Raw genomic sequence first — 21325 nt, 5'->3', positions numbered from 1 at the left:
GTTACAATATAAACAAATACCTTTACAAGAATGGAGAAAGCATGTCTCAAACCTTTCGTAAATTATTAGAAAATGACAATTTGCTGGTAGGGATCAGCGAGCTTAGCCGAATGTGTGAAATCTCTCCGCGTCAATTGCGTTACTGGGAACAAAAAGGCCTTATCCAATCCGTTCCTCAAGAAGAAAATGCGCCACGTAAATATCGACTGCCCACGGTGATCAAAGTTGAGTTGATCAAACGTTTCCTTGATGAAGGCTTTACTTTAACAAAAGCGGTAGAAAAAGCAGAGGAAAAAATAAAAACTGCGCACCATATACGTAAAGTTTTTACAGGGGCACTCCAGAATTTGGAAGTAATCAATGACCGATTTACTATTATCAGCCTAGGACCCATCAAGGAATCAAACCAATTGCTGCACATTATCCATGATGATGAATCGAATCAGCTTGACTACGAATTATTACCGGAAAACCAGCCATTGGACATTGATAAATATCGTAATCTCTGAGAAAACAAACAATAGTTAAAAAAGGACTGCTGCACGCCCTTCGTCTTTCGGGAATGCAGCAATCCTTACTCTTGCCATTGCTCGTCATAGTACTTGATTTTGTTATCTAAACGATTCAAGGTCCCTTTTAGTTCCTCAAAACGTTGCCGCAAATTTTCTCATTCTTCGACTAGTAAATGTTTGCGGGCCCCTTTCGTTCTTTGGCTAAAAAAATATCATGTATCAGTGCCACAGCTAGCGATTCGCTATTGCCTCCAATTAGATCTCCTTCCTTTACCGAAAACAGCATCCATTGAACATATGAAGAACAACGCTGATGTGTCTTTTGCAATTTCAGAAGAAGATATGACTCACTTAAAAGGAATCACTATGAATGATTATGGCTCGAACAATGAGATTCCTGTGTTCAAACGGGCCGCTACAAAATAATTGCAACGAAAGATCGCTTTTCCAGAAACATTTCTGTCTCAGTGCAGAATCTGAATTCTGGGAAAGCTTTTTTGATGAGAAAAAGCCCTAAACTTATTTTGTTTCTTGCTTGAAGTGTTCCTTTTGAGATTGAGCGGCGGTTTTCAGTAAAACGAGAAGGATCTTCACAGCCCTCGCAGTCATTGTCCATTTGACTGCTTCCGAGAGAAATCATTTACAAAAGCCATTTTTCCATGCTATAGTCCCTTTGAAGAAGTCAAAGGTAGAAGCCGCTTTGAATAGCTGACTTAATTGAAAAATTGACAAAATCAACTTAGTAGCATTCGTAGCGCTAGCTACCAAATCGAGAAAAGGAGTCTGTATCCATGAACAAAACAGAATTTTTACAAGCAATATCTGGTGGCTTGATCGTTTCTTGTCAAGCTCTGCCAGGGGAACCCTTTTATACCGAAGAAGGTGGCGTGATCCCTCTTTTTGCGGTGGCAGCTCAAGAAGCAGGTGCGGTCGGAATTCGTGCCAACTCTGTACGAGACATCCAGCAAATCAAAGAAAAAGTGTCCTTGCCAATCATCGGTATCATAAAAAGAGACTACCTACCTGAAGAACCGTTCATCACTGCTACGATGCGCGAAGTAGATGAATTAGTTGCAACCGGTGTCGAAGTCATTGCGCTGGATTGTACTTTGCGAAAAAGGCACGATGGTCTAACCATCAATGCATTTATCAAAAAAATCAAAGAAAAGTATCCTGACCAGCTGCTGATGGCAGATATTGCGACTTTTGAAGAAGGCCGCAATGCTTACCAAGCTGGGGTCGATTTTGTTGGCACAACATTAGCGGGTTATACCAAAGACCGTGAGCCAACAGATGGACCCGACCTCGAACTGATCCAACAACTTGTCGCTGAACAGTTGCCCGTCATCGCTGAAGGAAGAATTCATTCTCCTGAACAAGCCAAACAAGTTCAGCGTCTAGGGGTTGCAGGTATCGTTGTAGGCGGTGCGATTACCCGCCCCAAAGAAATCGCGGCTCGCTTTATCGCAGAATTATCCAACTAGTTTCATAAAGAATCGCATACTTCTAGGGCTTTTAGCGAACAAGCCTCTGATGACTGAATAAGGGTACCCTGATTTTAGATGCATCTGACACAGGTGCATCTTTTTTTGCAGGTTTTCTATTCTTTGTACTATTTTTCCTCTGTTGAATTTGATTGCTGATAACCGGGAGTTTCCCTTGTGAGTCGAGTCACATTTTTTGTTGTCTTTTTTAGAATACTTTATACTGAAAGAAAGAGGAGAAAGTGAGTGAAGAAAATGACAAAAATCAATGCAGGTGTCGCCATGGTAAAAGTCTTTGAGGCTTGGGGGATCGATCACATTTATGGCATTCCCGGCGGTTCATTTAATTCCACAATGGATGCACTATACCAAGAACGCGAATCCGTTCGCTATATCCAAGTTCGCCATGAAGAAGCAGGTGCTCTCGCCGCCGCTGCTGATGCCAAACTAACTGGTAAAGTCGGAGCTGTCTTTGGTTCAGCAGGCCCTGGAGCTACCCACCTAATCAATGGATTGTATGATGCTCAAATGGATAATGTGCCCGTAGTAGCATTACTCGGTCAAGTGGCATCAAGTTCAATGAATTACAATGATTTCCAAGAAATGAATGAAAATCCGATGTTTGCGGATGTCAGCATCTACAATCGAACGGTCATGTCCCCTGAAAGTCTACCACACGTGGTAGATGAAGCTATCAAGGCTGCCTATAAATTTCGGGGCGTCGCTGTCGTGACGATTCCCGTTGATTTTGGCTTTAAAGAGATTGAAGCCCAAGAGATCGCCACAGCCAAAAACCATAAAACTGGGGTGATCCTACCTAATGAAGCAGACTTAAAAGCTGCCCTCCCCTATTTTGAACAAGCAAAAAAACCCGTTCTTTATATTGGACAAGGGGTATTCGGCGGATTTCCAGCGATCAAAGAATTTTCCGAGTTCTTTTCAATGCCAGTTGCGGCTTCTGTTTTGGCGAAAGGAATCGTTCCTGATATGTATAAGAATTTTCTTGGCTTTGCCGGAAGAGTTGCCACAAAACCTGCGAACGAAGCACTAGCCGAAGCGGATCTGATTGTCTTCGTGGGGAGCGATTTTCCATTTGGTCGTCGTTTCTTTAATCCGAAAGCCAATTTTGTTCAAGTTGACATTGACTCCTCGAAATTTGGACGTCGGCACAACACAGATGTCTCGGTGTTAGGCGATGGGATCACTGCGTTGAATCAATGGGTCACCCTAGGAACCGAGCGACCAGCAGACCAATGGCTGGCAGCAAATCAAGAAAACATTGTTCGCTGGCATGCTTGGCGCCATCACTTTGACACCAATCAACAAGCTCCTCTTCGTCCAGAACCGATCTTCAAAGAAATTAACCGCATTGCCGAGCCGAATGCGATTTTCGTCAGTGATGTCGGAAATGTGACGATCAACAGTATTCGACATTTAGAAATGACAGGAGAACAGCGTTTTACCACTTCTGGCTGGTTCGCTACGATGGGGAACGGTGTTCCAGGAGGAATTGCCGGCCAATTGAGTTTCCCCGATCGCCAAGTCTTTACATTGAGTGGGGATGGCGGTTTCGCCATGCAAATGCAGGATATTTTGACCCAAGTCAAATACCAATTACCAATCATCAATATCGTCTTCTCTAATGATTCTTTTGGATTTATTGAAGCAGAACAAGAGGATACCGAACAAAAGAAATTTGGAGTCTTTCTAGAAGGCGCAGACTTTGGGAAAGTTGGGGAAGCACTTGGTGCAAAAGGATATACTATTACTCGTTACGAAGACCTAACACCTGCTTTTGATGCAGCAAAAACCAGCAACGGCCCTGTAGTTATTGATATCAAGATCGAAAATGCTCGTCCACTTCCTGTAGAGGAATTGAAATTGGATCCAGAAAAATTTTCGGCAGCTGAAATCGCCGCCTTTAAAGAAAAATACCAAGTCCAAGAAATGCCTACTTTGAGAGAACTGCTTAAAGGTAATTAGCATAAAGCTATGCCCTAAAAAACAAAAAAGACCGAACAATCAATCAGACACTTCCAATGTTTTTCACGGAAGTTGTCAGGCATTGTTTGGTCCTTCTTTTTTGTGTTTTAGATCACAAATCTGATTGGTTTGACTCCCTTTGCAAATCAATCAAGAAACAGTCTGGAAAAACGTTCGCAATTCTTGCTTACTTGCAGCTGAAATCTGCGTTTTAGGAATTCCTTGTATTGCTCCCTCAATCCCATAGAGCATGTGTAGACAAGCCCCGGGATCCCGTTGGGTACGAATACGCATAAAAATGGTTTCTGCTGTTGCAGACTTCATTTTCTCCACCGAATCGATGCCAATCGCATGCAAGTGTTCGGCAAGAACCTTTCCTACATTCGGTATTTTTTGTAATTCTTCCATGATACGCCTCCTCTCAACGATGTTTCTGCAGTTTTATATTTATTGCACAAATCTTGTTTGATTGTTACCCTATATTCCTTCACAAATCTGCATTAATTTGATGGGCAGAAAAAGGAAGCTTCATCAGAAACAATAAGACTTTTTTCATTTTATCCCTCCTCTTCATTTTAGCGAATTGTCCCCTAAAATGTAACCCTACCGTTTACTTCTTTAGCAACATCGCAATTGTTTCACTCTCTTTCGTATAGCTTTCGCCACAAACGTTGCTATAAAGCTGATACTCTTTAAATCCAACCCCAGCCAGTTCGGCAGCCAATGAGTGCTCTGTAAAACAACTAGTCCACACATTGTAAGTTATCTGATCCTCTTGAGTGATCACCATTGTTTGATCTAGCCAGACAAAGTTGGGATATTTACTGGTCTTATTCAATGCAAGATAGGAGTTCTCGCTCCAAAAGCCAGCTCCTTCTGAGTAGTCCCATGATTGCTGCACTACAGTCTGATCATATTTCGTTGCACTAAAGACATCTAGCAAGAATTTTCCGCCAGGCTTCAACCAGCGATAAATGTTTGCTGCCAGCAGATGTCGATCGTTTGCAGATAATGCACCAAAGTCGCAATAGATCATCACGATCAAATCAAAAGTTTCTGTCAATTCCATCTCAAGGTAGTCTTGTTTTAGGTAGGAAATAGGCAACTGTTTTTTTCGTGCAGACTCTTTTGCATAGTCGATCGACCGCTTTGAGAAATCTACCCCTGTTACTTGATAGCCAGATTCAGCAAACAATTCTGAATAGAGCCCTGGTCCACACCCTAGATCAAGAAGGGTTGGATAATCTGCTGGTGGAACTTTTTGACAGATCCAGCTAGCAGATTTTTTGATAAAGGACCGATTTCGACTGGCCCCATCTATACTCGGATCCAAATGATTTTCTAGCATTTTCTGAGAAATATAGTCATCTGTCCAGAATGGGGTATCGGTTTGTTGATAGATTTTTGGCTGTTTAATGAAGTCTTTCATTTTGTTTCGCATTTTTCTGCTCCTTTGATTGATTATTTGTGTAACTGAATAGTTTTCTTTAGTCCTCCTTTTGCGTGATTACTATAAAAGAATAAAAAAAAGCGATGGTTACCCATCGCTTCCTTGAAAAGAGAAGTTAGAGTAAGATAAAATCAATAGCTAGGCAACTTAAATAAACTTACAAAAGCGGTTATTTTTAGCCTGTTCAATTGATTTTATTTACTCTTTTCCAGTCATACCTATAGCACTGATTGTGTACTATCAGCTATGCCGAACTTCATCACCTGTTCATTCAATTATGACTATACTTTACCACATTAAAGCAGTTGCAGCAAACCTTTTCACGATTTTGCGTTCAACGTTACGAGCATATGCGATTAAGAAAATGGCCATACGTTTAAGTGATTTTTTTAAGTTTTTGATCAACGACTTGATAGACCTCATTAGCAACTTGATCAACAAATAATTGATCATGAGAAGTAAATATAACTGTTCCAAGATAATCCCTCATTAGTTTTTCCAGGGCTTCAATCGTAGGAAGATCAATAAAATTAGTTGGTTCATCCAAAATGAGAACATTTGCTGGTTTAACAAAAAGCAGCGCAATTTGAACTCGTGTCGCTTCTCCTCCGCTCAAATTTTTTACGGGCTTTAAAATTTCTGTTTGACAAAAACCAAGGTTATGCAAAATACTTCTGACAAATGATTCAGAATAATCGGTTTGTTTCATTAAATAAACAAGAATTGATTCCGATTCAGTCATTTTATAGGACAATTGTTGGTAACTAGCAAAAACTACCTTAGGAGATAAGACAATTCCTTTACCACCATTTAAAATATGATTCAATAAAGTCGTTTTTCCACAACCATTTGCACCTACAATCGCGATACGCTTTCCTAATCCAAATTGAAAATCACAATCATCAAACAAAACTCTCTTTTCATATTGAATTGAAACGTTGTCTCCTTTTATCGGATAAGGATTATGAATTTCTATGCCTTTTGGTGCTGGAAAAATAATTTGTCTCGGCTCAGTCAATGAATGATGCTCACCTAAATGATCCAAACGGCTTTTCATTGCCTTTGCTGTTTTATGAAGATTCTTTTGAATTGTATCCTTTTGTTTGGATGATGCCAATCGATCAGGACGACTATTTTTCTGCTGCATTTTTTTAGAGACTTTACTAATCTTTTCAGCTTGCTGAAGTTTACTTTCAATCGCCGCTTCCAAGCGCTTCTTTTCTTTCAAGTGACTTTCAAGCGCATGTTTTTGATGCAGTAATTCCATTTCCTTTTGCTGTTTATACGCATCAAAGTTTCCGTGATATTCCCGTACACACCCCTGATCAATTTCCCAAATTTTCGTTGCTAATTGGTTCAAGAAAAACCGATCATGACTGACAAAAAGCAATGTACCATAGTAATGCCTCAACTCCTCAATAAGCAATGAAATACTTTTCTGATCCAGATGGGTGGTAGGTTCATCCAACAAAAGACCCATTTCATAGTTCGATAGTGTTCGAACCAATCGTGACTTTGCGGCTTCCCCACCGCTCCAGCTATCCATTGAATGTTTTGGTAACGAAAAGCGGCTCATGATTTCCCAGTCAACGGATGAAAAATCGTAAGAATCCTCGATCCCTCCAATTTGGGCAAAATAATTAAAGGTCGTGGTTGTCTGAATCGTGCCACTATCAGGCTGGATTTCTCCAGTAATTAATTTTAACAGTGTTGACTTTCCTTCACCATTTCTACCAATGATCCCGATTCGTTCTCCATGATAGGCGGATAACGCCTCAATTGACAAGACTTCTTTAGCGCCATATTGTTTTTTGATCTGTTTGAATTGGACTGTTAATGTTTCCATGAATGATCTCCCTCTCTCATCTAGGAAAAAGGAAAACACAAAAAAGGCATAGCCTGGCGCTATCCCTTCATAAATAATTGGAAAAGTAGACACTCATCCCTTGAAATCGCGATCACCTAGACTTTTGAATAGTATTAAATTAACGATTCAAAAGATCGATCCACAATTTCATTGCCGCTGTCATGACTTTTCCTCCTTCAGTAAATGATTTCCTTAAGTATAGCAGATCCGAAAATACTTGTACAGAAAGGTTCGCATGAGTTCGCTGGAAGTCCCTTACACCAGTGTGTCCTATAATTTCAGCGGAAGATCTATCATCCTGCGAGCTCATGGGATCGTCTGCTAATCAAATCATTCCTTCGTAATCACTTGATACATTTTCGCGATATCCTCGGCTGCCATCGTGACTTTAGATTTTTCGATCAATACATTCTTCCCTGTCATAATATAAGAAGGCAATAAGCGGATCTTTCCATAGTAGATTTCAGTCTGGCGTATTTTATAAGTTGCAACGGAGGGAATCGCATTCTTTTTTTGCTGCTTTTTGGCGATTTGATTGAAGGCTTTTTTGGCGACATCCCCCATTAGCATAATCACTTCAATATTTGGAAATAACGACAACTCTTTTTCTAATAGCGGTAGATTTTCAGTGATAGTTTGTGTTTCAATTGTCGTCGTGTGTTTTGGCGTTTTGATCGCATTGGTCAAATAAATCCCTAAATCCAATAAGTCATGGGCAGAATCTACATAGATCCCAGCTTGTTGAAACAACGGCAACGTCGTAGAAAGATAAGCGCCATCTGTTGCCCCATAAAAATCATCTGTTGGATCTAGGGGAACGACTTCATTGATCAATACTGCTTTAATGGTTTTCGGATCGACTTCAATATCATTCAAAAAAATACTTTTTTCTGCTCCAGCCATCAATGCCTCTTTCACATTCATTTTCTCACTCCGTTCCTATTCTCTTTTCCTTAATCATACAAAAGGAAAGCGGCGAAGTCGAGGAGTACTTTGTGTTGAGAAAATCAGTCGGTACCCCTCTCTAAAAGAGACAAAAAACTGCGTAAGGAGGATTTCCTTACGCAGTTATACTCAATGAGTCGCGCTCATTTATTACTTATTGAAAATCTTTGGTCCTTTACGCATATTCTTGCGATCATTTTTTGGTGTGTCCATTTGTTTCGAACGGCCACCACCTTGTTTCTTTTTGATCAGTTCAAGCATTTTTTCTTTTTGGTTCACTATTTCCACCTCATTTTCCCCAGACCCTCTCTTATCTGATAAAACAAATCACTTTGATAAAAGAATTTAGCATCCTGATTAAATCTACTTGGATTTTGACCGTTTGTCAATCGTTGATTGCACAATCTACTGAAATTCAGAAGGTTTGCACTGATTTATTGGCAGATGTGAGGTCCCCTTCGCGGGAAACGGATGGTAAAGCTGCTTTTGAATAAATGTCTCTTTCTTTAAAGATCTGCTAACTGATCTTGGTCAAGCAGCCACACCGTTCGCTTATTGCGGCGGATCCATTGTTTCTCTTCAAAGCGTTTTAATTTTCTTGAAAGAGTTTCGGGTGTGGTTCCTAAAAACAACGCCAGCTCCTTCATTTTCATAGGCAGCACAACTTGATCTGATTCGGCAACTTTTGCTAGATCTAGTAGATAAGTTGCTAATCGTTCATCAACTTTTTCCATCATCAGAAAGCGTGCTTGCTGCTCGACTTTTAGCATTTTTTGCGCATTTATTTCTAATAATTTCAAACTTAGCTGAGGGTAATCCAGCAACAGCTGCGTAAAATCTCGCTGTTTGAGAACACAAACTTCTGTTTTCTCCAACGCTTCTCCAAACAATAGTTCGTTTCGAACACCAAATAGTTGTTTCTCTCCCTCATAGCCACCGGGTTCAATGACACGCAGGACTTGCTCTTTGCCATTAGCGGAAAGCTGATAGACCTTCAAGCTTCCACGAGCAACGATCACTAACTGATCAGCACTGGTTGGGGTAAATATCAGTTCCCCTTTTTCCTTAATGTGATGTGTGACCAGCATGTGAATCACTCGTTGATCCGTTTCATCTAAATGATTGAACAATGGCACTAATGAAACACACATATGATCCTTTGCCATGGAAATCCTCTCCTATTCGTTACCAGTTTCCCCGCAAAATTGTCCTATCCAAGGAATCAATGGCCTTGCAATCACGCAGAAACTTCTTTAGAAAACTCAAAAACTCAGTCCTGCCGAACTTCTTTTATGGAATGTCTCAAACAGCAACAACAGCTGCGATTGCTCAACAGCCATGCATGTTAACACGCGACGTTTCTTTTTTAATGTACCACTTTTTTTGAGCATCGTACACCCACCAATTAGCACTAGTGTTGACATAAATTTCTGGAAGTTTACTACTTGATGCACCCATTCAAGGATTCCTTCTTCATCAATACTGTTGAGACTAAATCTCCTTGTTGAAGCCTACCCGACTGCTTTGAAATAAGCCATTAATCCCGTGATCGTCTAACGGCTAAATCTATACACGAAAAAATAATTAACGATAGTAATAGAAAAGATCCATTATCCCTTTCCTATTAACTTCCTTCGGCTTCATTCCTTTGTTTCAAGTAATATCAAGCCAACTCTTTTAGTTGAATCCCTTCAACGACATAACCTAGCGTTTCGATCACTTGTTGGATTTCTTGCGGAGTGATGATTTCTGGTTGAAATTCTACTTTTACTTTACTGGCATTGAACAGAACATTCACTTTTGTTACACCAGACTGGCGACTCAACCCTTGTTCGATTTTTTGCATACAAGATGGACAAGTTAAGGTTTGTAATTGAATAATTGATTTCATGACTATTCCTCCTTTATTGATAGTCTTATTTTAATTCTTCTTGTGTCACTAATAATTGATTTGTATCAAGTTTTGACTTATTTGGTTTCGCCAGCAAGCGCATCGCGTTCAAGACAACAAGCAAAATACTTAACTCATGGAAAAACATCCCGCTGGCCATATAGATGAAGCCAAAGACCAAACCTACTAACAAGAATAAAACAGTTCCTAACGCAATCAGAATGTTTTCTTTCATCTTTCTGACGGTTCTTTTCGTTAGTTGATAGGCATAATTTAGTTGCTCGATCCGTGATTGAATCAATACAATATCAGAGGTTTCGACTGCCACATCTGTCCCATTGCCCATCGCAATCCCAATATCAGCAAGTGCAATTGAAGGACTATCATTGATGCCATCTCCCACAAAAGCAACTATCTCCCCTTTTTTCTGTAAATGTCGAATAAAGTCCGCTTTTTCTTCAGGTAAAAGCTCACCATGAATCTCTGTTAACCCTAACGTGTGACCAATCAAATTTGCGGTGTGTTGATGGTCTCCCGTCAGCATGATCAGCCGTTTTATGCCGCTTTTTCTCAGTGCATGAATCGTTTCTGATGCCTTTGAACGAATCGCATCTTTGATACCAAATAATTGAGTCAATTGCTGATCACACGCTACTAAAACGATTGAATGACCCTGTCCTCGTAATTCATCTTCCTGCCGTTGTACCTCCATCGATAGCTCGATCCCTTGTTCAATCATAAATTGTCTGTTACCGATCAACACATCATGGCCATTTGCAACCGCCTGTACACCGCGTCCCTTATGGATCTTCGTCTGCTCCACATGGACTGCTTCCCAACTTTCCCCGACAGTTCTTGCATACTGAAGAATCGCTTGACCTAATGGATGATCGGATTCTGCTTCTACGGCTGCCGTTAAGGCTAAATCGTCTTTATCGGTAAAAATCTTTGCGGCAGTCACACTTGGCTTGCCTTCAGTCAATGTCCCTGTTTTATCAAAAACAATCGTATCGACACGGCTGAAAGTAGCCATGACTTCGCTGCCTTTAATCAGTACTCCATTCTTGGCACCATTCCCGATCCCCGCAACATTGGCGACCGGAACACCGATAATAAGCGCTCCGGGGCATCCTAGCACCAGTAGCGTGATCGCTAGACGAATCTCTTTAGTAATCAAGCCTATGAGAACAGCCAGCACCAAAATCAGAGGTGTATAATAGGTGGCAAAACGGTCAATCAAACGTTCGGCAGCTGATTTGCTATCTTGTGCCTCTTCAACGAGTTCAATGATTTTACCAAATGTCGTCTCTTCTCCAACTTTTTGAGCTTGGATTTTTAATGTACCGTTTTCGAGAATCGTTCCTGCAAAAACCATTGCGCCTACTGCTTTTCTAACAAGTTCAGCTTCTCCCGTCACTGCTGCTTCTTTTAAGTAGCCCGATCCTTCAACAATCATGCCATCCACTGGCACTTGAGCACCTGCTTTCACCAGCAAGCGATCCCCCACTTTGACTTCTTCAATTGCTACTTCTGCCGTCTTTTCAACGGCGTCTTCATTCGCTGAGGGGATATATTTCCAGGCTTTTGCCGGCGACATATTGATGAGAGATTGAATTGCTGATCGCGTATGGGCTAACGTTTTTTGTTCAAGAACATGACCAAACAAAAAAAGAAAGGTCACAATAGCTGATTCATTGTATTCCCCAATAAAAAGGGCGCCCAGCACTGCCACAGTCACTAATAAGTCAATACTAAGGACTTTCACTTTTGCCGCTTGATAAGCTTGGATAGCAATGGGAAGACCACCAATAACAGAAGCAATAAACAAGCAACTCTCATAGAGTACCTGCTGCTGCAATAAATATTTCCCACCAAATGCAGTGACGATCAGACAACCGCTGATTATTGTCAGCAACACTTGGTTTGCTTGTATCTTTTTTTGGATCTTCAATGTCTCCACTCCTTTTTTGTTTGTAGGGATGATTCAGCGCTAGTTTAACGAAAAGGAGCGAAAAACAAATTGATTTGTATCAAGAAAAAAAGAGCTGCAACATAAGTAGCAACTCGAGGATACTGAAAGGCACGATACATCGTGCAAGCCAAAGAGACCTGCTGGATCCTAGTCCTTATTGGGGGGCCTCGGTTGAAAACATATGTTACACCTCTTAAAGGGTGAGTTAGAATGCTTGTAAAATAAAAGTGATCGTATCAGCTTTTTTCAAAAACAGCTCTTGGGCACCTTTATCACTCATTTCATTATTGACTGTATAGACCCAAAATACATTGTTCTGTTGATCTTGACTCATTCCATCGATCGAAGTGATAAAGCCATCTTTTTCTTCAATCGTAAAGTTTTCTTTCATTACTTTCAGTAGTGATTTATTTTCTTGAAAAGCAACTTCTTTTGAGGTGACTTCCTCACCTTTATTCGTGATAACAATCGTAGCTGTTAATTGTTTCTGATCAAAAGAACGTTCTGTGCTTTCTACACTTTGTGCATTTTGGGTATTTTCTGAAGTTGTACGCGTGTTTCCTTGACAGCCACTAGTGACAAATAATCCGCCTAACAACACGATTACGACTAACAATTTTTTCATTTATTTATTCCTTCCCGACATACGTCATTAAAATCTACTCTTTTATCCATCGAAAAACATACTAAATATTTACTGAAACACAGGTATATCCCTTATCTCTTCAATCACTAATGATCTATTTTTACAGACCACATTTCAATTGAATTTTACAATTGGTACATGTACTACAACCGCCAATTTCTTCTATTGTTCCTTCATGACAGATGGGACAAATGTCACCAGAAATCACTGGTTCATTCGTTTGGGTGGTAAATTGATCTTCTGCTGGGTCTACTTGAGTGTTCATTTCATTGTCGATTGCTTCCAAAGTCAATACTTGTGAGTCACGACTGCCATCCACGTATACAGTACCGCCTTTGGCACCACCATCGTAGAGATCCATATAGACTTTCGCCACCTGACTTACAGAATACCCTTTCGGTGCATTGACAGTTTTTGAAATCGAACTATCCACCCAGCGTTGAATCGTACATTGAACACCAACATGTTCTTCTGGGGACAGTTCCATTGCTGAAATGAAGAAGTCTGGCAGCTGATCTTTGTCTTGTTCCGGATGATTCGCAAGATATTCTTCAACGATTGCTGCATTGATCTCAATAAATTTGCCTAATCTGCCACTTCTAAAATAGGAGAAGGAGTAGTAAGGCTCTAATCCTGTTGACACACCGGTCATCGTTCCCGTCGATCCTGTTGGTGCGACAGTCAAAAGATGTGAGTTGCGAATCCCAAATTGCATCACCCCTTCACGAATATGGGCTGGCATTTTTTTCATATACCCTGTGTCAATAAACTTCTCTCGTAATGCTTGTGTCTCTTGATCATCTTTCCCAATCAAAAATGGAAAACTGCCCTTTTCTTTTGCTAAATCAATGGAGGCTTCATAGGCGGTGATAGCAATCGTCTCAAAAATCTGATCGACTAATTGATTGCCTTCTGCTGAACCATAAGTTTTCTCACAATAGATCAGTAGATCGGCTAAGCCCATGATGCCAAGTCCAACACGTCTTTCACCTTTCGCTTGGCGCTCATTTTTATCAAAGAAGTAAGGGGTCGCATCAATGACATTATCTTGAAAACGAACCGCGGTTTTAACCGTTTCTCTTAATTTAGCAAAATCAACTGTCCCCGTTTGATGATCGGCCATGTTTGCCAAATTGACTGCTGCTAGATTACATACAGCATAAGGTGTTAACGGCTGTTCACCACAAGGATTCGTCGCAACCACTTTTTGCCCATAGGCTGTAGCATTGGTCATTTTATTGGCATTATCGATAAAGAAGATACCGGGTTCAGCTGAGTACGTGGCACAAAAAGTGATCAAATTCCACAATTCACGAGCCCTGATCCTTTGATAGGTTTTTACTTTATGACCGGCGGCTTCCCATTCTCGTACATCTCCGACTTCTGCCCACTTTGCATCGTATTCCGCCATTTCTTCTTCGGAATAATTATCGATATCTGGGAAACGCAGCGCATACCAATCGTCTTTCTTTACTGCATCCATGAATTCTTCTGTCAAACAAACAGAAATATTCGCTCCAGTCAAGAAGTCGCTGTTTTTAACCGTATAACTTCCTCCATGCCGTAGCTTTTCTTTTGCTGTCTTGATCATTTCATTTTGCTCGGTATCTGATGATTCTGGAAGCTGAGCAATATGGGTATACATTTTTTCTTCCATTTTTGACAAAGGATCAAAATGAAGTTTTTCATTGATTAACTGTTTGATGGTGTCATTTTTCAATGTTTTGTTTAACTGCAGCAATACTGCAGGATTCTGGATTTTAGAAATAATGAACGCCAAAATGTCTGGATGCCAGTCAGCCATCATGATCATCTGTGCGCCGCGACGACTTCCCCCTTGCTCGACCAGATTCGTCAAATTGGCTAAGTCATTCAACCAAGAGACGGCACCAGAGGATCGCCCGCTGACACCATGGACCACACAAGCTTTTGGCCGTAAAGTTGAACCATTAGTACCAACTCCTCCGCCCCGACTCATAATCTCCATCACTTCTTGTCTGTGTACAGCGATTCCTTTACGAGAGTCGTGAATGAAAGGCATCACAAAGCAATTGAAATAGGTAACTTGAGACTTAGTACCAGCGCCATAAAGGACTCGACCTGCCGGAATCAGATTTTGTTCGGCAATCTGCTGATAAAACTGCTCAAGAAACAACTCCTGCTCTAACTCTTTATCGGAAATCCCTCTAGCGACTCGGCGAGCGATTTGTTCGAAATAAAGTTCCAGTGGTTTTTCGATCTCATTTTTCCGTCGTTTGACAAGACCACTAACTTGTTCAGCAGTATTTTCTATAGCTGAGCGATACTCTTCTTCAACCTCTATGGAGACCATGTCGTCATCAATAGACTTTACCCATCCGATGCCTCGAGCAGGATATTGAGGATCTTCTTTTGTGGTTAAAATAACCAAATCACCCTTATCTAATGTTTGGTGGTTTTGATCCTTGAAAGAATAGCGATCGAGCATGATCAAGCGAGAAATTCCTTCAAATGTGTTCGTCATCTCAGTAGTGATTGCTGAGACTTCTGGGAACATATGAATGTCCTCGTTTAGCTTGCTTATCGTTTGTTTACTGTAATTCATTTTTTGTGCCACCTTCCCATACTCAACATATTGTGTCCGGAATTCATTATCACACTACATAATGTGTTTTTCAATCTTGAAATTTATTTTTTTTCATGTATAATGAGAACAATTATCAATTAGAAAGACGGCGATTTCGATGTTCCAGCCTCATAGCCATATATTTTCCGTTCAAAAAATTTCTCTATTAGCACTCCTTACTGCGTCTTGTATCGTTGGACGCTTATTTTTTGTCTGGATCCCCAACGTTCAGCCCATGAGTGCTATTTTATTTTTATTAGCCCTGGCAGGCAGTTTGTCTGATGCTTTGATCGTTGCTTTATTGAGTTTGCTTGGTACAAATATCTACTTAGGGATGGGGCCTTGGACGATCAGCCAATTTGTAGCACTGGCTGCTATGATTACTTTTTTTCATCTGGGAGGAAAAATATCTCTCATAAAGCAAAGCCGCTTAACCCAAGCACTTCTAGCGTTCATTTGTGGTATTCTATACGGTTTGATCGTTTCTATGATGGAAGTTTGGCTTTATCAGTTTCCTTCTTTTACAGCCTATTATCTTCAAGGCTTCGTATTTGATTTGTTTCATGCTAGCGGAAACTTCCTGTTTTATTTGATCTTATTCCCCGTATTTGAGCGAATGATGCCCGCATTAAATAAATGGAGAAAATAGAAAAGCGTAATCTTTGCTCGAACCATCACCAAATTAGGAGCACTTACCAACTCTTTTGTCAAAGAAACGTGAAGCGGATTCGTCAAAAAAAATCTTTTTACCAAGTTAGCCTAGGCTTCTTAACAAGGTAAAAAGATTTTTATTGTTTGAAGAGAACTTTCTGATTCACTGTTCCTGTTTTATCCTATTTTTCTGTTGTGGGTAGTCAAGGCGATGCAACTGATAGAGTGCGTCTTCTTCCGTTTTGACTAACGAAAAATTCAGTTTTTCTAAAAGTTTTATCGAAGCTAGATTTCCAGGCGCTACCTCTGCTTTTACTGATTGAACACCTTGATCAAACAGCCACTGTATCGTCGCTTGAATCACTTCTGAGCCGTATCCTTTTTGAGACTCATGAGGATGGATCGTGTAACCGATCCAGAAAAAATCTGCTTCATTTTTTAAATAGATATCACCGATCAGCCGTTCATCTAAAGTGTGCACAACTGCTAAATTTTTGCCTTCAGAAAAACTTTTTGTATGCAGCAATTCTTTGATATACGCAGCTTTTTCCATGTTTTTGAAACCTTGGTACTTCATCCACTCTAAATCATTTCTATAGGTCATAACTGTTGGGATATCTTCGATCCTAAAATCACGGATAAAACAACGTGGTGTGCAAAAATACATGATACCCCTCCTCATTGCATCTTGACCCTTATCTCAAGTAGAGAGTCAACTGACGTTTTGCTTATTGAAAATAGACTCGCTAGTTCCTTGATCTTGGGTGAACAAAAATTTTTTCGTAAGAAAGAACCTTGACTTTCTTTTGATTCATTTGAGCAATGGTTTCTTTAGTGGGCCGAAAACCTAACGATCGCCAAAATTTACCCGCTGGTTGATTATTCAATAAAACGGCCAAGGCTAGTTTCGTCATCCCTTCAGAAAGAAGAATTTCTTCTAATTTATGAACGATTGCTTTCCCGTGTCCTTGCCTCTTTTCATTGATCAGCAATAATCCAATATAAGCGGTTTGCTCTTCTGGATAGTCAACTAAGTAGTCAAGGATCGCCACCGGCTTTGTATCCTTTCTAACTAAAAAAAAGCGTTTATTTTCTTTCTTTACTGATTCAGGCTTATCTACCATATCTTGTTTTAATAACTGCAAGGAAGCCACATCATCCGTTAAAGAAAAATACGGCTGATTATTTAAATAGATGGAAACAGCTTCCTGTTCATTTGCGTCAGTCACTCTCTCGAAAGTAAACATTGGTCAACTCCTTTAAAACTTTTTCTTTTGTGATTGTCTCAAGTCATTTTCTTGTCTGTTCTATGCTTGATGTGATGCAGTCTGCTGCGGTTGGCAGCCAGCAACGAAATACATTTCAATGGGATTTTTCCGTAACTTCTTTCTCTCTTTTTAGGATCGCTGTCAAATCTGCGAGATATTTCTCCTGTTGCTTCTTCAAATATCTTTTAGCAAATGGTTTCAAATAAAACTTCTTCAGCGTTACCTCTTCCGTAAAGATCATATCTGTCTGAGCACCTGATTTGGTGAATTTTCCTTGCCAACGCCCTCGCATATTTGTGTTTTCCATCGTAAATGAATACAACGTGAAAGGCTCTTTGTCGATAATCGTAAATGTTGTGGGATACCCGCTTTTTGTGTATTCGATAAACTGCCTTTCTTTGATCACCTCAATTTTACTTAAATCACTTCGCCAGGAATAGTCCTGAAGATTGGTGACAATTTGCCAGATCTTTTGGATATCCTGATCAATACTGGCACGAATCGTTGCCTTGACCATAGAGTTCCTCCGTTATCATTAATTTGTGTTGGTATCTGTCCAAGAAATGCTCATTCGTTCAACGTTCTTTTAAGAAGATTCTCATGGAACGCAGTCGCCGCTCCTTTCCATTCGTCCCTTCAATAAGTGAAGGGCTCAGACTATTTCTGACAGGACAAATGGCTTCACATACGTTTCTACAAAGTCGACCCGATCAAGGACCGTAGGTTTGAAATAGGCGGTTACAGCAATAACCAGTTTGTTTTTCGAATCAACGTAAATGACATTGCCGCTATTGCCAATAGCTGAATAGACATTCTGCTTTGGGTCTAGTATCCACCATAAATACCCATAGTGCATCTGCTGAAATTGGATTAGAGCTGGCTGCGTTGGTGTACTCATTTCTGCGATCCATTCAGCAGAGACAATTTGTTTTCCTTTGTGTCGGCCTTGGTTCAAGCAGAGTTCGCCAATTTTCGCCATATCGCTGGCTGACAAGCACAAACCATAACCAGCTGTACCAACACCCAATGGATCACAAAACCAAACCGGCTCCTTTGGCTCTTTTCCGATAGTGAACTGCTTGTGTTCTGCTGCTGTTTCGGCATGGTAATTGTGATGTCGACTAACGCCGATGGGTTCAAATAAATAGCTGTTTGCAAAATCAACCGTGGTCATTTTTGTTGCTTGGCATAATAAACCAGTCAAAATATGCAGACAAACTGTTCGATAATCAAATTGATTCGTCAACCCTTTTCTTCCACCCAAAAAGTCTAAAGAAGCTTTCGTCCAATCTTGGCTAGTACAGACTTTTGTCCAAGGATCTCCTTTTCCTTTATAAGGTGCCTGCATGGTGAGTAAGTGTTTGATGGTCACGTCATAGATCGTTTTTTCTCCTCGTTTCACGCTATAATCAGGAAAATAATCAAGGACTTTATCTTCAATACTATAAATTTTTCCCTGATCGATGGCGATTCCGATCAACAACGATACTACGCTTTTTGTCGCCGACATCACATGGCAAGTATCATTTCTCTGATAATGATTCCATTCATCTGAATAGACTTCTTCGTGGTTCTTGTAAGCAACAATTTGACAAATATTTGGCTGGGTACTCGTAATCAACTCATGCAATTCTGCTTTTTTCATCATCATTCTCCTTTCAAGAATAAGCATAAATCCATTAAAAATAGATTACAAGGCTCCTTCTTCGGAGAATTAAAATTTTCAGAATAGTTTTGCATTCAATTGATTTCTTCCATGCTTTGAAAAAAGCGACACTCAAAGTCAATTTATGACCAATGAAACCCAGTAATTAGAGAACACTACCTAAACCTTTCACAATGAGTTTAAGAGCGGAATCAGCCAATAATTGACAGGACTTTCTTTGATCACATGTCAACAATTTTTCTTACAGTATTGGCTGTTCGGATGGTCAGTTGATCCTTTACCTTTGGCTTTGCGGTCTTTGCCCACCAATTTGTTTTTTGATGTTCTTTGCGAATAAAGGACCAAAAGACAATGTCTTTATAAGGATACACTCTTTCAAAGTCCGCTTTTGGTTCACCAATCTCAGTCAGTAAAACTTCAAAAGACAATGGCTTCATCATAAATATGACGTTGTCATAAATTTCTTTGTTCTCATCTCCCCACCATTCAGGAGCATTTGCTAATAATTCTTTTAGTTCGGCTTGTAAAACCACATGAATGGGAATGTCTAACTCAAAGCCGAGCTTGATCCTTGTTCTCATTTTATTGGCTAAAATCTGTGGGTCCTCTCTGTTACTGGAAAAGATAACATTGCCGCTGTTTAGATAAGTGACAACATCTGTAAATTCGTCTTTCTTTAATTCTTCTTTTAATTCAGACATACTCAACTTATTTTTCCCGCCGACATTGATTCCCCTTAATAAAGCAACATATCGATCCATTCTTCTGACTCCTTTACCAGGTTCACTTTCGTTTCTGCACCAAGAACACTTTTAAAGAAAAGTTCTTTTCGTCTCTAGTCCACTTCAACACACCTATTTACTTCTAGATAAAAAGCATAGTTTTCGTAACTGCCTTGCTTTTCAACATTCATTCTGAAAGATCTTTGAAATAAAGCCCAGTTCCTTCATCCAATTCAAAGCCGTTTTTTTCCAACACAGCGATTGAAACTTGATTTTCTGGCACTGGATCTGCAATGATTCGACGAGCCTGTTCATGGCTCATGATATGGATGACGAGTGCTTTGATCAGCATATTTCCAAATCCTTTTTTGAGATACGTCTCTTCCCCAATGAAATAATCAATGCCAAATGTTCCAGCCGGCTCATGTTCCCATGGGTACCCTTTAACGGTCTTTTCACACACGTAATATTGGCAGAATCCGATGGGCTTATCATCAAGAAGGACGATAAAATGATGGATATAATCAAATTCTCCTGTTTCATTTCTGATTTCCGTCAACCAATCTTCTGCCGAACCAAGCCATTTCTTGATATACTCTTTTCTTAACCAGCGATCGACTAGTTCGATCTCATTGGTCAATGGACGAAGTGTCAAACAAGTTTCTGTCATTTTCTTGCCTCCTGTTCTGCTGAATTGCCAAAAATGCTATGCTAAGTTGGTTAATATTTCTTGATAACGTTTCGTTGCTAATTGACTGGCCTGTCCCTTTTTACAAAAATTCATCTTTCCTAACTTCGGCACAACACGTTCTACAATGACTTTGCCCTCTACTAATTTTGTTTCAAATTGGTGTAACGCTTCCAAAAAGCGCTCATCTCGTTTCGCATAAGGGTAAAAGGACAAAACATACAGATAATAAAAGAGATTATATCCCCTAAAAGGATATTCCGTCTGCATAAACAGCGTGCCAATGCCATAATGACAAGGACTGATTGGCTTTTTCAGTCTCCAATGCGTCAACAGAAACTCGATCGCAGGATGGATAACCGCTTGATTCTTTGCGAATGGACTATAGCGAAAAGCATCTAATACCGTTAAAGTCGTCATCGGTGTAGAATACTCCGTTTCAGGTCCTCGACCAAAGCTATACTTGTTGCATTTCCAACCCCCATCTTCTTGCTGTGTGGAAATAAAATAGTCGAAGGTCTTAAGAAGCCGTTGATCTTCCGCATAACCGAGAACACAAAGGTTCCTTAGGGCTAACGCCGTATGGCAAGGATACAGCCCACCAGATGGGGAAGTTTTGAAACGACCATCTTCTCTCCAAGTGCTGAAAATCAGCTCCGCTGTTTCTGTTAGGATCGCATCCTGGGGAGACACTCCCAGTTCAAGTAAGTACATCGGACTTTCTAACGTGGTAAACGGAGCCCCTTTCAATAATTTTCGGTCCTCAGTCGTCCAGTAATCGGCGCCATTGTCGTATCGATGTGCGATAATCTCTTCTATGTCTTCCAAATAAAGTTTATCCATAGACTTCTCCTCTGCCTAAATTAGACTGCAAGCAAATATAAACTGGATTTCCTGTAAAAAAACTTAGTAGCACGTCTCTAGCAACTCTCCTTGTTTCTCTGGTCAATCCTGTTCGAATAAAACCCGATAAGC

The 21325-nt window shown here is 40.3% G+C and carries 22 protein-coding genes; 5 read left to right on the top strand and 17 right to left on the bottom strand.

What is annotated here, in order from left to right:
• Positions 1 to 41 precede the first annotated feature (41 nt).
• The 4 genes from IGJ45_RS07565 to spxB all read left to right on the top strand — a co-directional run bounded on the left by IGJ45_RS07565 (position 42) and on the right by spxB (position 3979).
• Complete coding sequence (locus tag IGJ45_RS07565) at positions 42 to 509, top strand: MerR family transcriptional regulator (protein WP_409531296.1); 468 nt, start codon at positions 42 to 44, stop codon at positions 507 to 509.
• Between the two features lie 225 nt (positions 510 to 734).
• Positions 735 to 938 (top strand): hypothetical protein, encoded by a 204-nt coding sequence (locus IGJ45_RS07560; protein ID WP_409532002.1) that lies wholly within the window; start codon positions 735 to 737, stop codon positions 936 to 938.
• Positions 939 to 1303: 365 nt separating this feature from the next.
• The gene (locus IGJ45_RS07555; RefSeq protein WP_029486887.1) at positions 1304 to 1996 is read left to right on the top strand and encodes an N-acetylmannosamine-6-phosphate 2-epimerase; all 693 of its coding nucleotides are present in this window, start codon (positions 1304 to 1306) and stop codon (positions 1994 to 1996) included.
• Positions 1997 to 2251: 255 nt separating this feature from the next.
• Positions 2252 to 3979, top strand: coding sequence for a pyruvate oxidase (gene spxB, locus IGJ45_RS07550; RefSeq protein ID WP_409531314.1), 1728 nt, complete (start codon positions 2252 to 2254; stop codon positions 3977 to 3979).
• Positions 3980 to 4129: 150 nt separating this feature from the next.
• Here the strand turns inward: spxB and IGJ45_RS07545 are convergent, their stop codons facing one another.
• The 10 genes from IGJ45_RS07545 to IGJ45_RS07500 form a co-directional block, all read right to left on the bottom strand.
• Positions 4130 to 4387, bottom strand: a complete 258-nt coding sequence (locus IGJ45_RS07545) for a TfoX/Sxy family DNA transformation protein (protein ID WP_409531295.1) — start codon at positions 4385 to 4387, stop codon at positions 4130 to 4132.
• Positions 4388 to 4589: 202 nt separating this feature from the next.
• Positions 4590 to 5420, bottom strand: coding sequence for a class I SAM-dependent methyltransferase (locus IGJ45_RS07540; protein WP_409531294.1), 831 nt, complete (start codon positions 5418 to 5420; stop codon positions 4590 to 4592).
• A 385-nt stretch (positions 5421 to 5805) separates the two neighbouring features.
• Positions 5806 to 7275 carry a ribosomal protection-like ABC-F family protein gene (abc-f, locus tag IGJ45_RS07535; RefSeq protein WP_409531293.1) on the bottom strand — a complete coding sequence of 490 codons (1470 nt, stop codon included), beginning with the start codon at positions 7273 to 7275 and terminating at the stop codon, positions 5806 to 5808.
• Positions 7276 to 7626: 351 nt separating this feature from the next.
• Positions 7627 to 8220: a uracil-DNA glycosylase family protein gene (locus tag IGJ45_RS07530; RefSeq protein WP_103300073.1), complete on the bottom strand. Its 594-nt coding sequence runs from the start codon at positions 8218 to 8220 to the stop codon at positions 7627 to 7629.
• A 171-nt stretch (positions 8221 to 8391) separates the two neighbouring features.
• Entirely contained in the window at positions 8392 to 8520 is a 129-nt protein-coding gene (locus IGJ45_RS07525) for a hypothetical protein (protein ID WP_257152403.1), read from the bottom strand.
• A 227-nt stretch (positions 8521 to 8747) separates the two neighbouring features.
• Positions 8748 to 9407 (bottom strand): Crp/Fnr family transcriptional regulator, encoded by a 660-nt coding sequence (locus IGJ45_RS07520; protein ID WP_103300072.1) that lies wholly within the window; start codon positions 9405 to 9407, stop codon positions 8748 to 8750.
• A 497-nt stretch (positions 9408 to 9904) separates the two neighbouring features.
• Positions 9905 to 10132, bottom strand: coding sequence for a heavy-metal-associated domain-containing protein (locus IGJ45_RS07515; protein WP_060814852.1), 228 nt, complete (start codon positions 10130 to 10132; stop codon positions 9905 to 9907).
• A 25-nt stretch (positions 10133 to 10157) separates the two neighbouring features.
• Positions 10158 to 12083 carry a heavy metal translocating P-type ATPase gene (locus tag IGJ45_RS07510; RefSeq protein WP_409531292.1) on the bottom strand — a complete coding sequence of 642 codons (1926 nt, stop codon included), beginning with the start codon at positions 12081 to 12083 and terminating at the stop codon, positions 10158 to 10160.
• A gap of 226 nt (positions 12084 to 12309) precedes the next feature.
• Complete coding sequence (locus IGJ45_RS07505) at positions 12310 to 12729, bottom strand: DUF4430 domain-containing protein (RefSeq protein WP_409531291.1); 420 nt, start codon at positions 12727 to 12729, stop codon at positions 12310 to 12312.
• Positions 12730 to 12850: 121 nt separating this feature from the next.
• Positions 12851 to 15334, bottom strand: a complete 2484-nt coding sequence (locus tag IGJ45_RS07500) for a vitamin B12-dependent ribonucleotide reductase (RefSeq protein WP_409532004.1) — start codon at positions 15332 to 15334, stop codon at positions 12851 to 12853.
• Between the two features lie 139 nt (positions 15335 to 15473).
• Between IGJ45_RS07500 and IGJ45_RS07495 the strand changes: the two genes are divergently transcribed.
• Complete coding sequence (locus IGJ45_RS07495) at positions 15474 to 16004, top strand: hypothetical protein (RefSeq protein ID WP_138371808.1); 531 nt, start codon at positions 15474 to 15476, stop codon at positions 16002 to 16004.
• A gap of 165 nt (positions 16005 to 16169) precedes the next feature.
• On the opposite strand, the gene IGJ45_RS07490 is transcribed toward IGJ45_RS07495, so the two are convergent.
• The 7 genes from IGJ45_RS07490 to IGJ45_RS07460 all read right to left on the bottom strand — a co-directional run bounded on the left by IGJ45_RS07490 (position 16170) and on the right by IGJ45_RS07460 (position 21193).
• Positions 16170 to 16673: a GNAT family N-acetyltransferase gene (locus tag IGJ45_RS07490; RefSeq protein ID WP_228073945.1), complete on the bottom strand. Its 504-nt coding sequence runs from the start codon at positions 16671 to 16673 to the stop codon at positions 16170 to 16172.
• Positions 16674 to 16752: 79 nt separating this feature from the next.
• Positions 16753 to 17253, bottom strand: coding sequence for a GNAT family N-acetyltransferase (locus IGJ45_RS07485; RefSeq protein WP_003127245.1), 501 nt, complete (start codon positions 17251 to 17253; stop codon positions 16753 to 16755).
• Between the two features lie 115 nt (positions 17254 to 17368).
• Positions 17369 to 17791, bottom strand: coding sequence for an SRPBCC family protein (locus tag IGJ45_RS07480; RefSeq protein WP_438768664.1), 423 nt, complete (start codon positions 17789 to 17791; stop codon positions 17369 to 17371).
• Between the two features lie 135 nt (positions 17792 to 17926).
• Entirely contained in the window at positions 17927 to 18919 is a 993-nt protein-coding gene (locus tag IGJ45_RS07475; protein WP_409531289.1) for a serine hydrolase domain-containing protein, read from the bottom strand.
• 242 nt (positions 18920 to 19161) lie between these two features.
• A complete protein-coding gene (locus IGJ45_RS07470) occupies positions 19162 to 19701 on the bottom strand; it encodes a DUF1697 domain-containing protein (RefSeq protein ID WP_113849781.1) in 540 nt (179 codons plus the stop codon).
• Positions 19702 to 19849: 148 nt separating this feature from the next.
• On the bottom strand, positions 19850 to 20332 hold the full coding sequence (locus IGJ45_RS07465; RefSeq protein WP_113849782.1) for a GNAT family N-acetyltransferase: 483 nt from the start codon (positions 20330 to 20332) through the stop codon (positions 19850 to 19852).
• Between the two features lie 36 nt (positions 20333 to 20368).
• Positions 20369 to 21193 carry a prenyltransferase gene (locus IGJ45_RS07460; protein ID WP_219645500.1) on the bottom strand — a complete coding sequence of 275 codons (825 nt, stop codon included), beginning with the start codon at positions 21191 to 21193 and terminating at the stop codon, positions 20369 to 20371.
• Between the last annotated feature and the right edge of the window lie 132 nt (positions 21194 to 21325).

Origin of the sequence: Enterococcus sp. DIV0574, assembly GCF_051711125.1 — a bacterium.
Lineage (GTDB): Bacteria > Bacillota > Bacilli > Lactobacillales > Enterococcaceae > Enterococcus_D > Enterococcus_D gallinarum.
The sequence above is the reverse complement of the archived record's forward strand: the minus strand, read 5'-3'. Positions and strand labels throughout refer to the sequence as shown.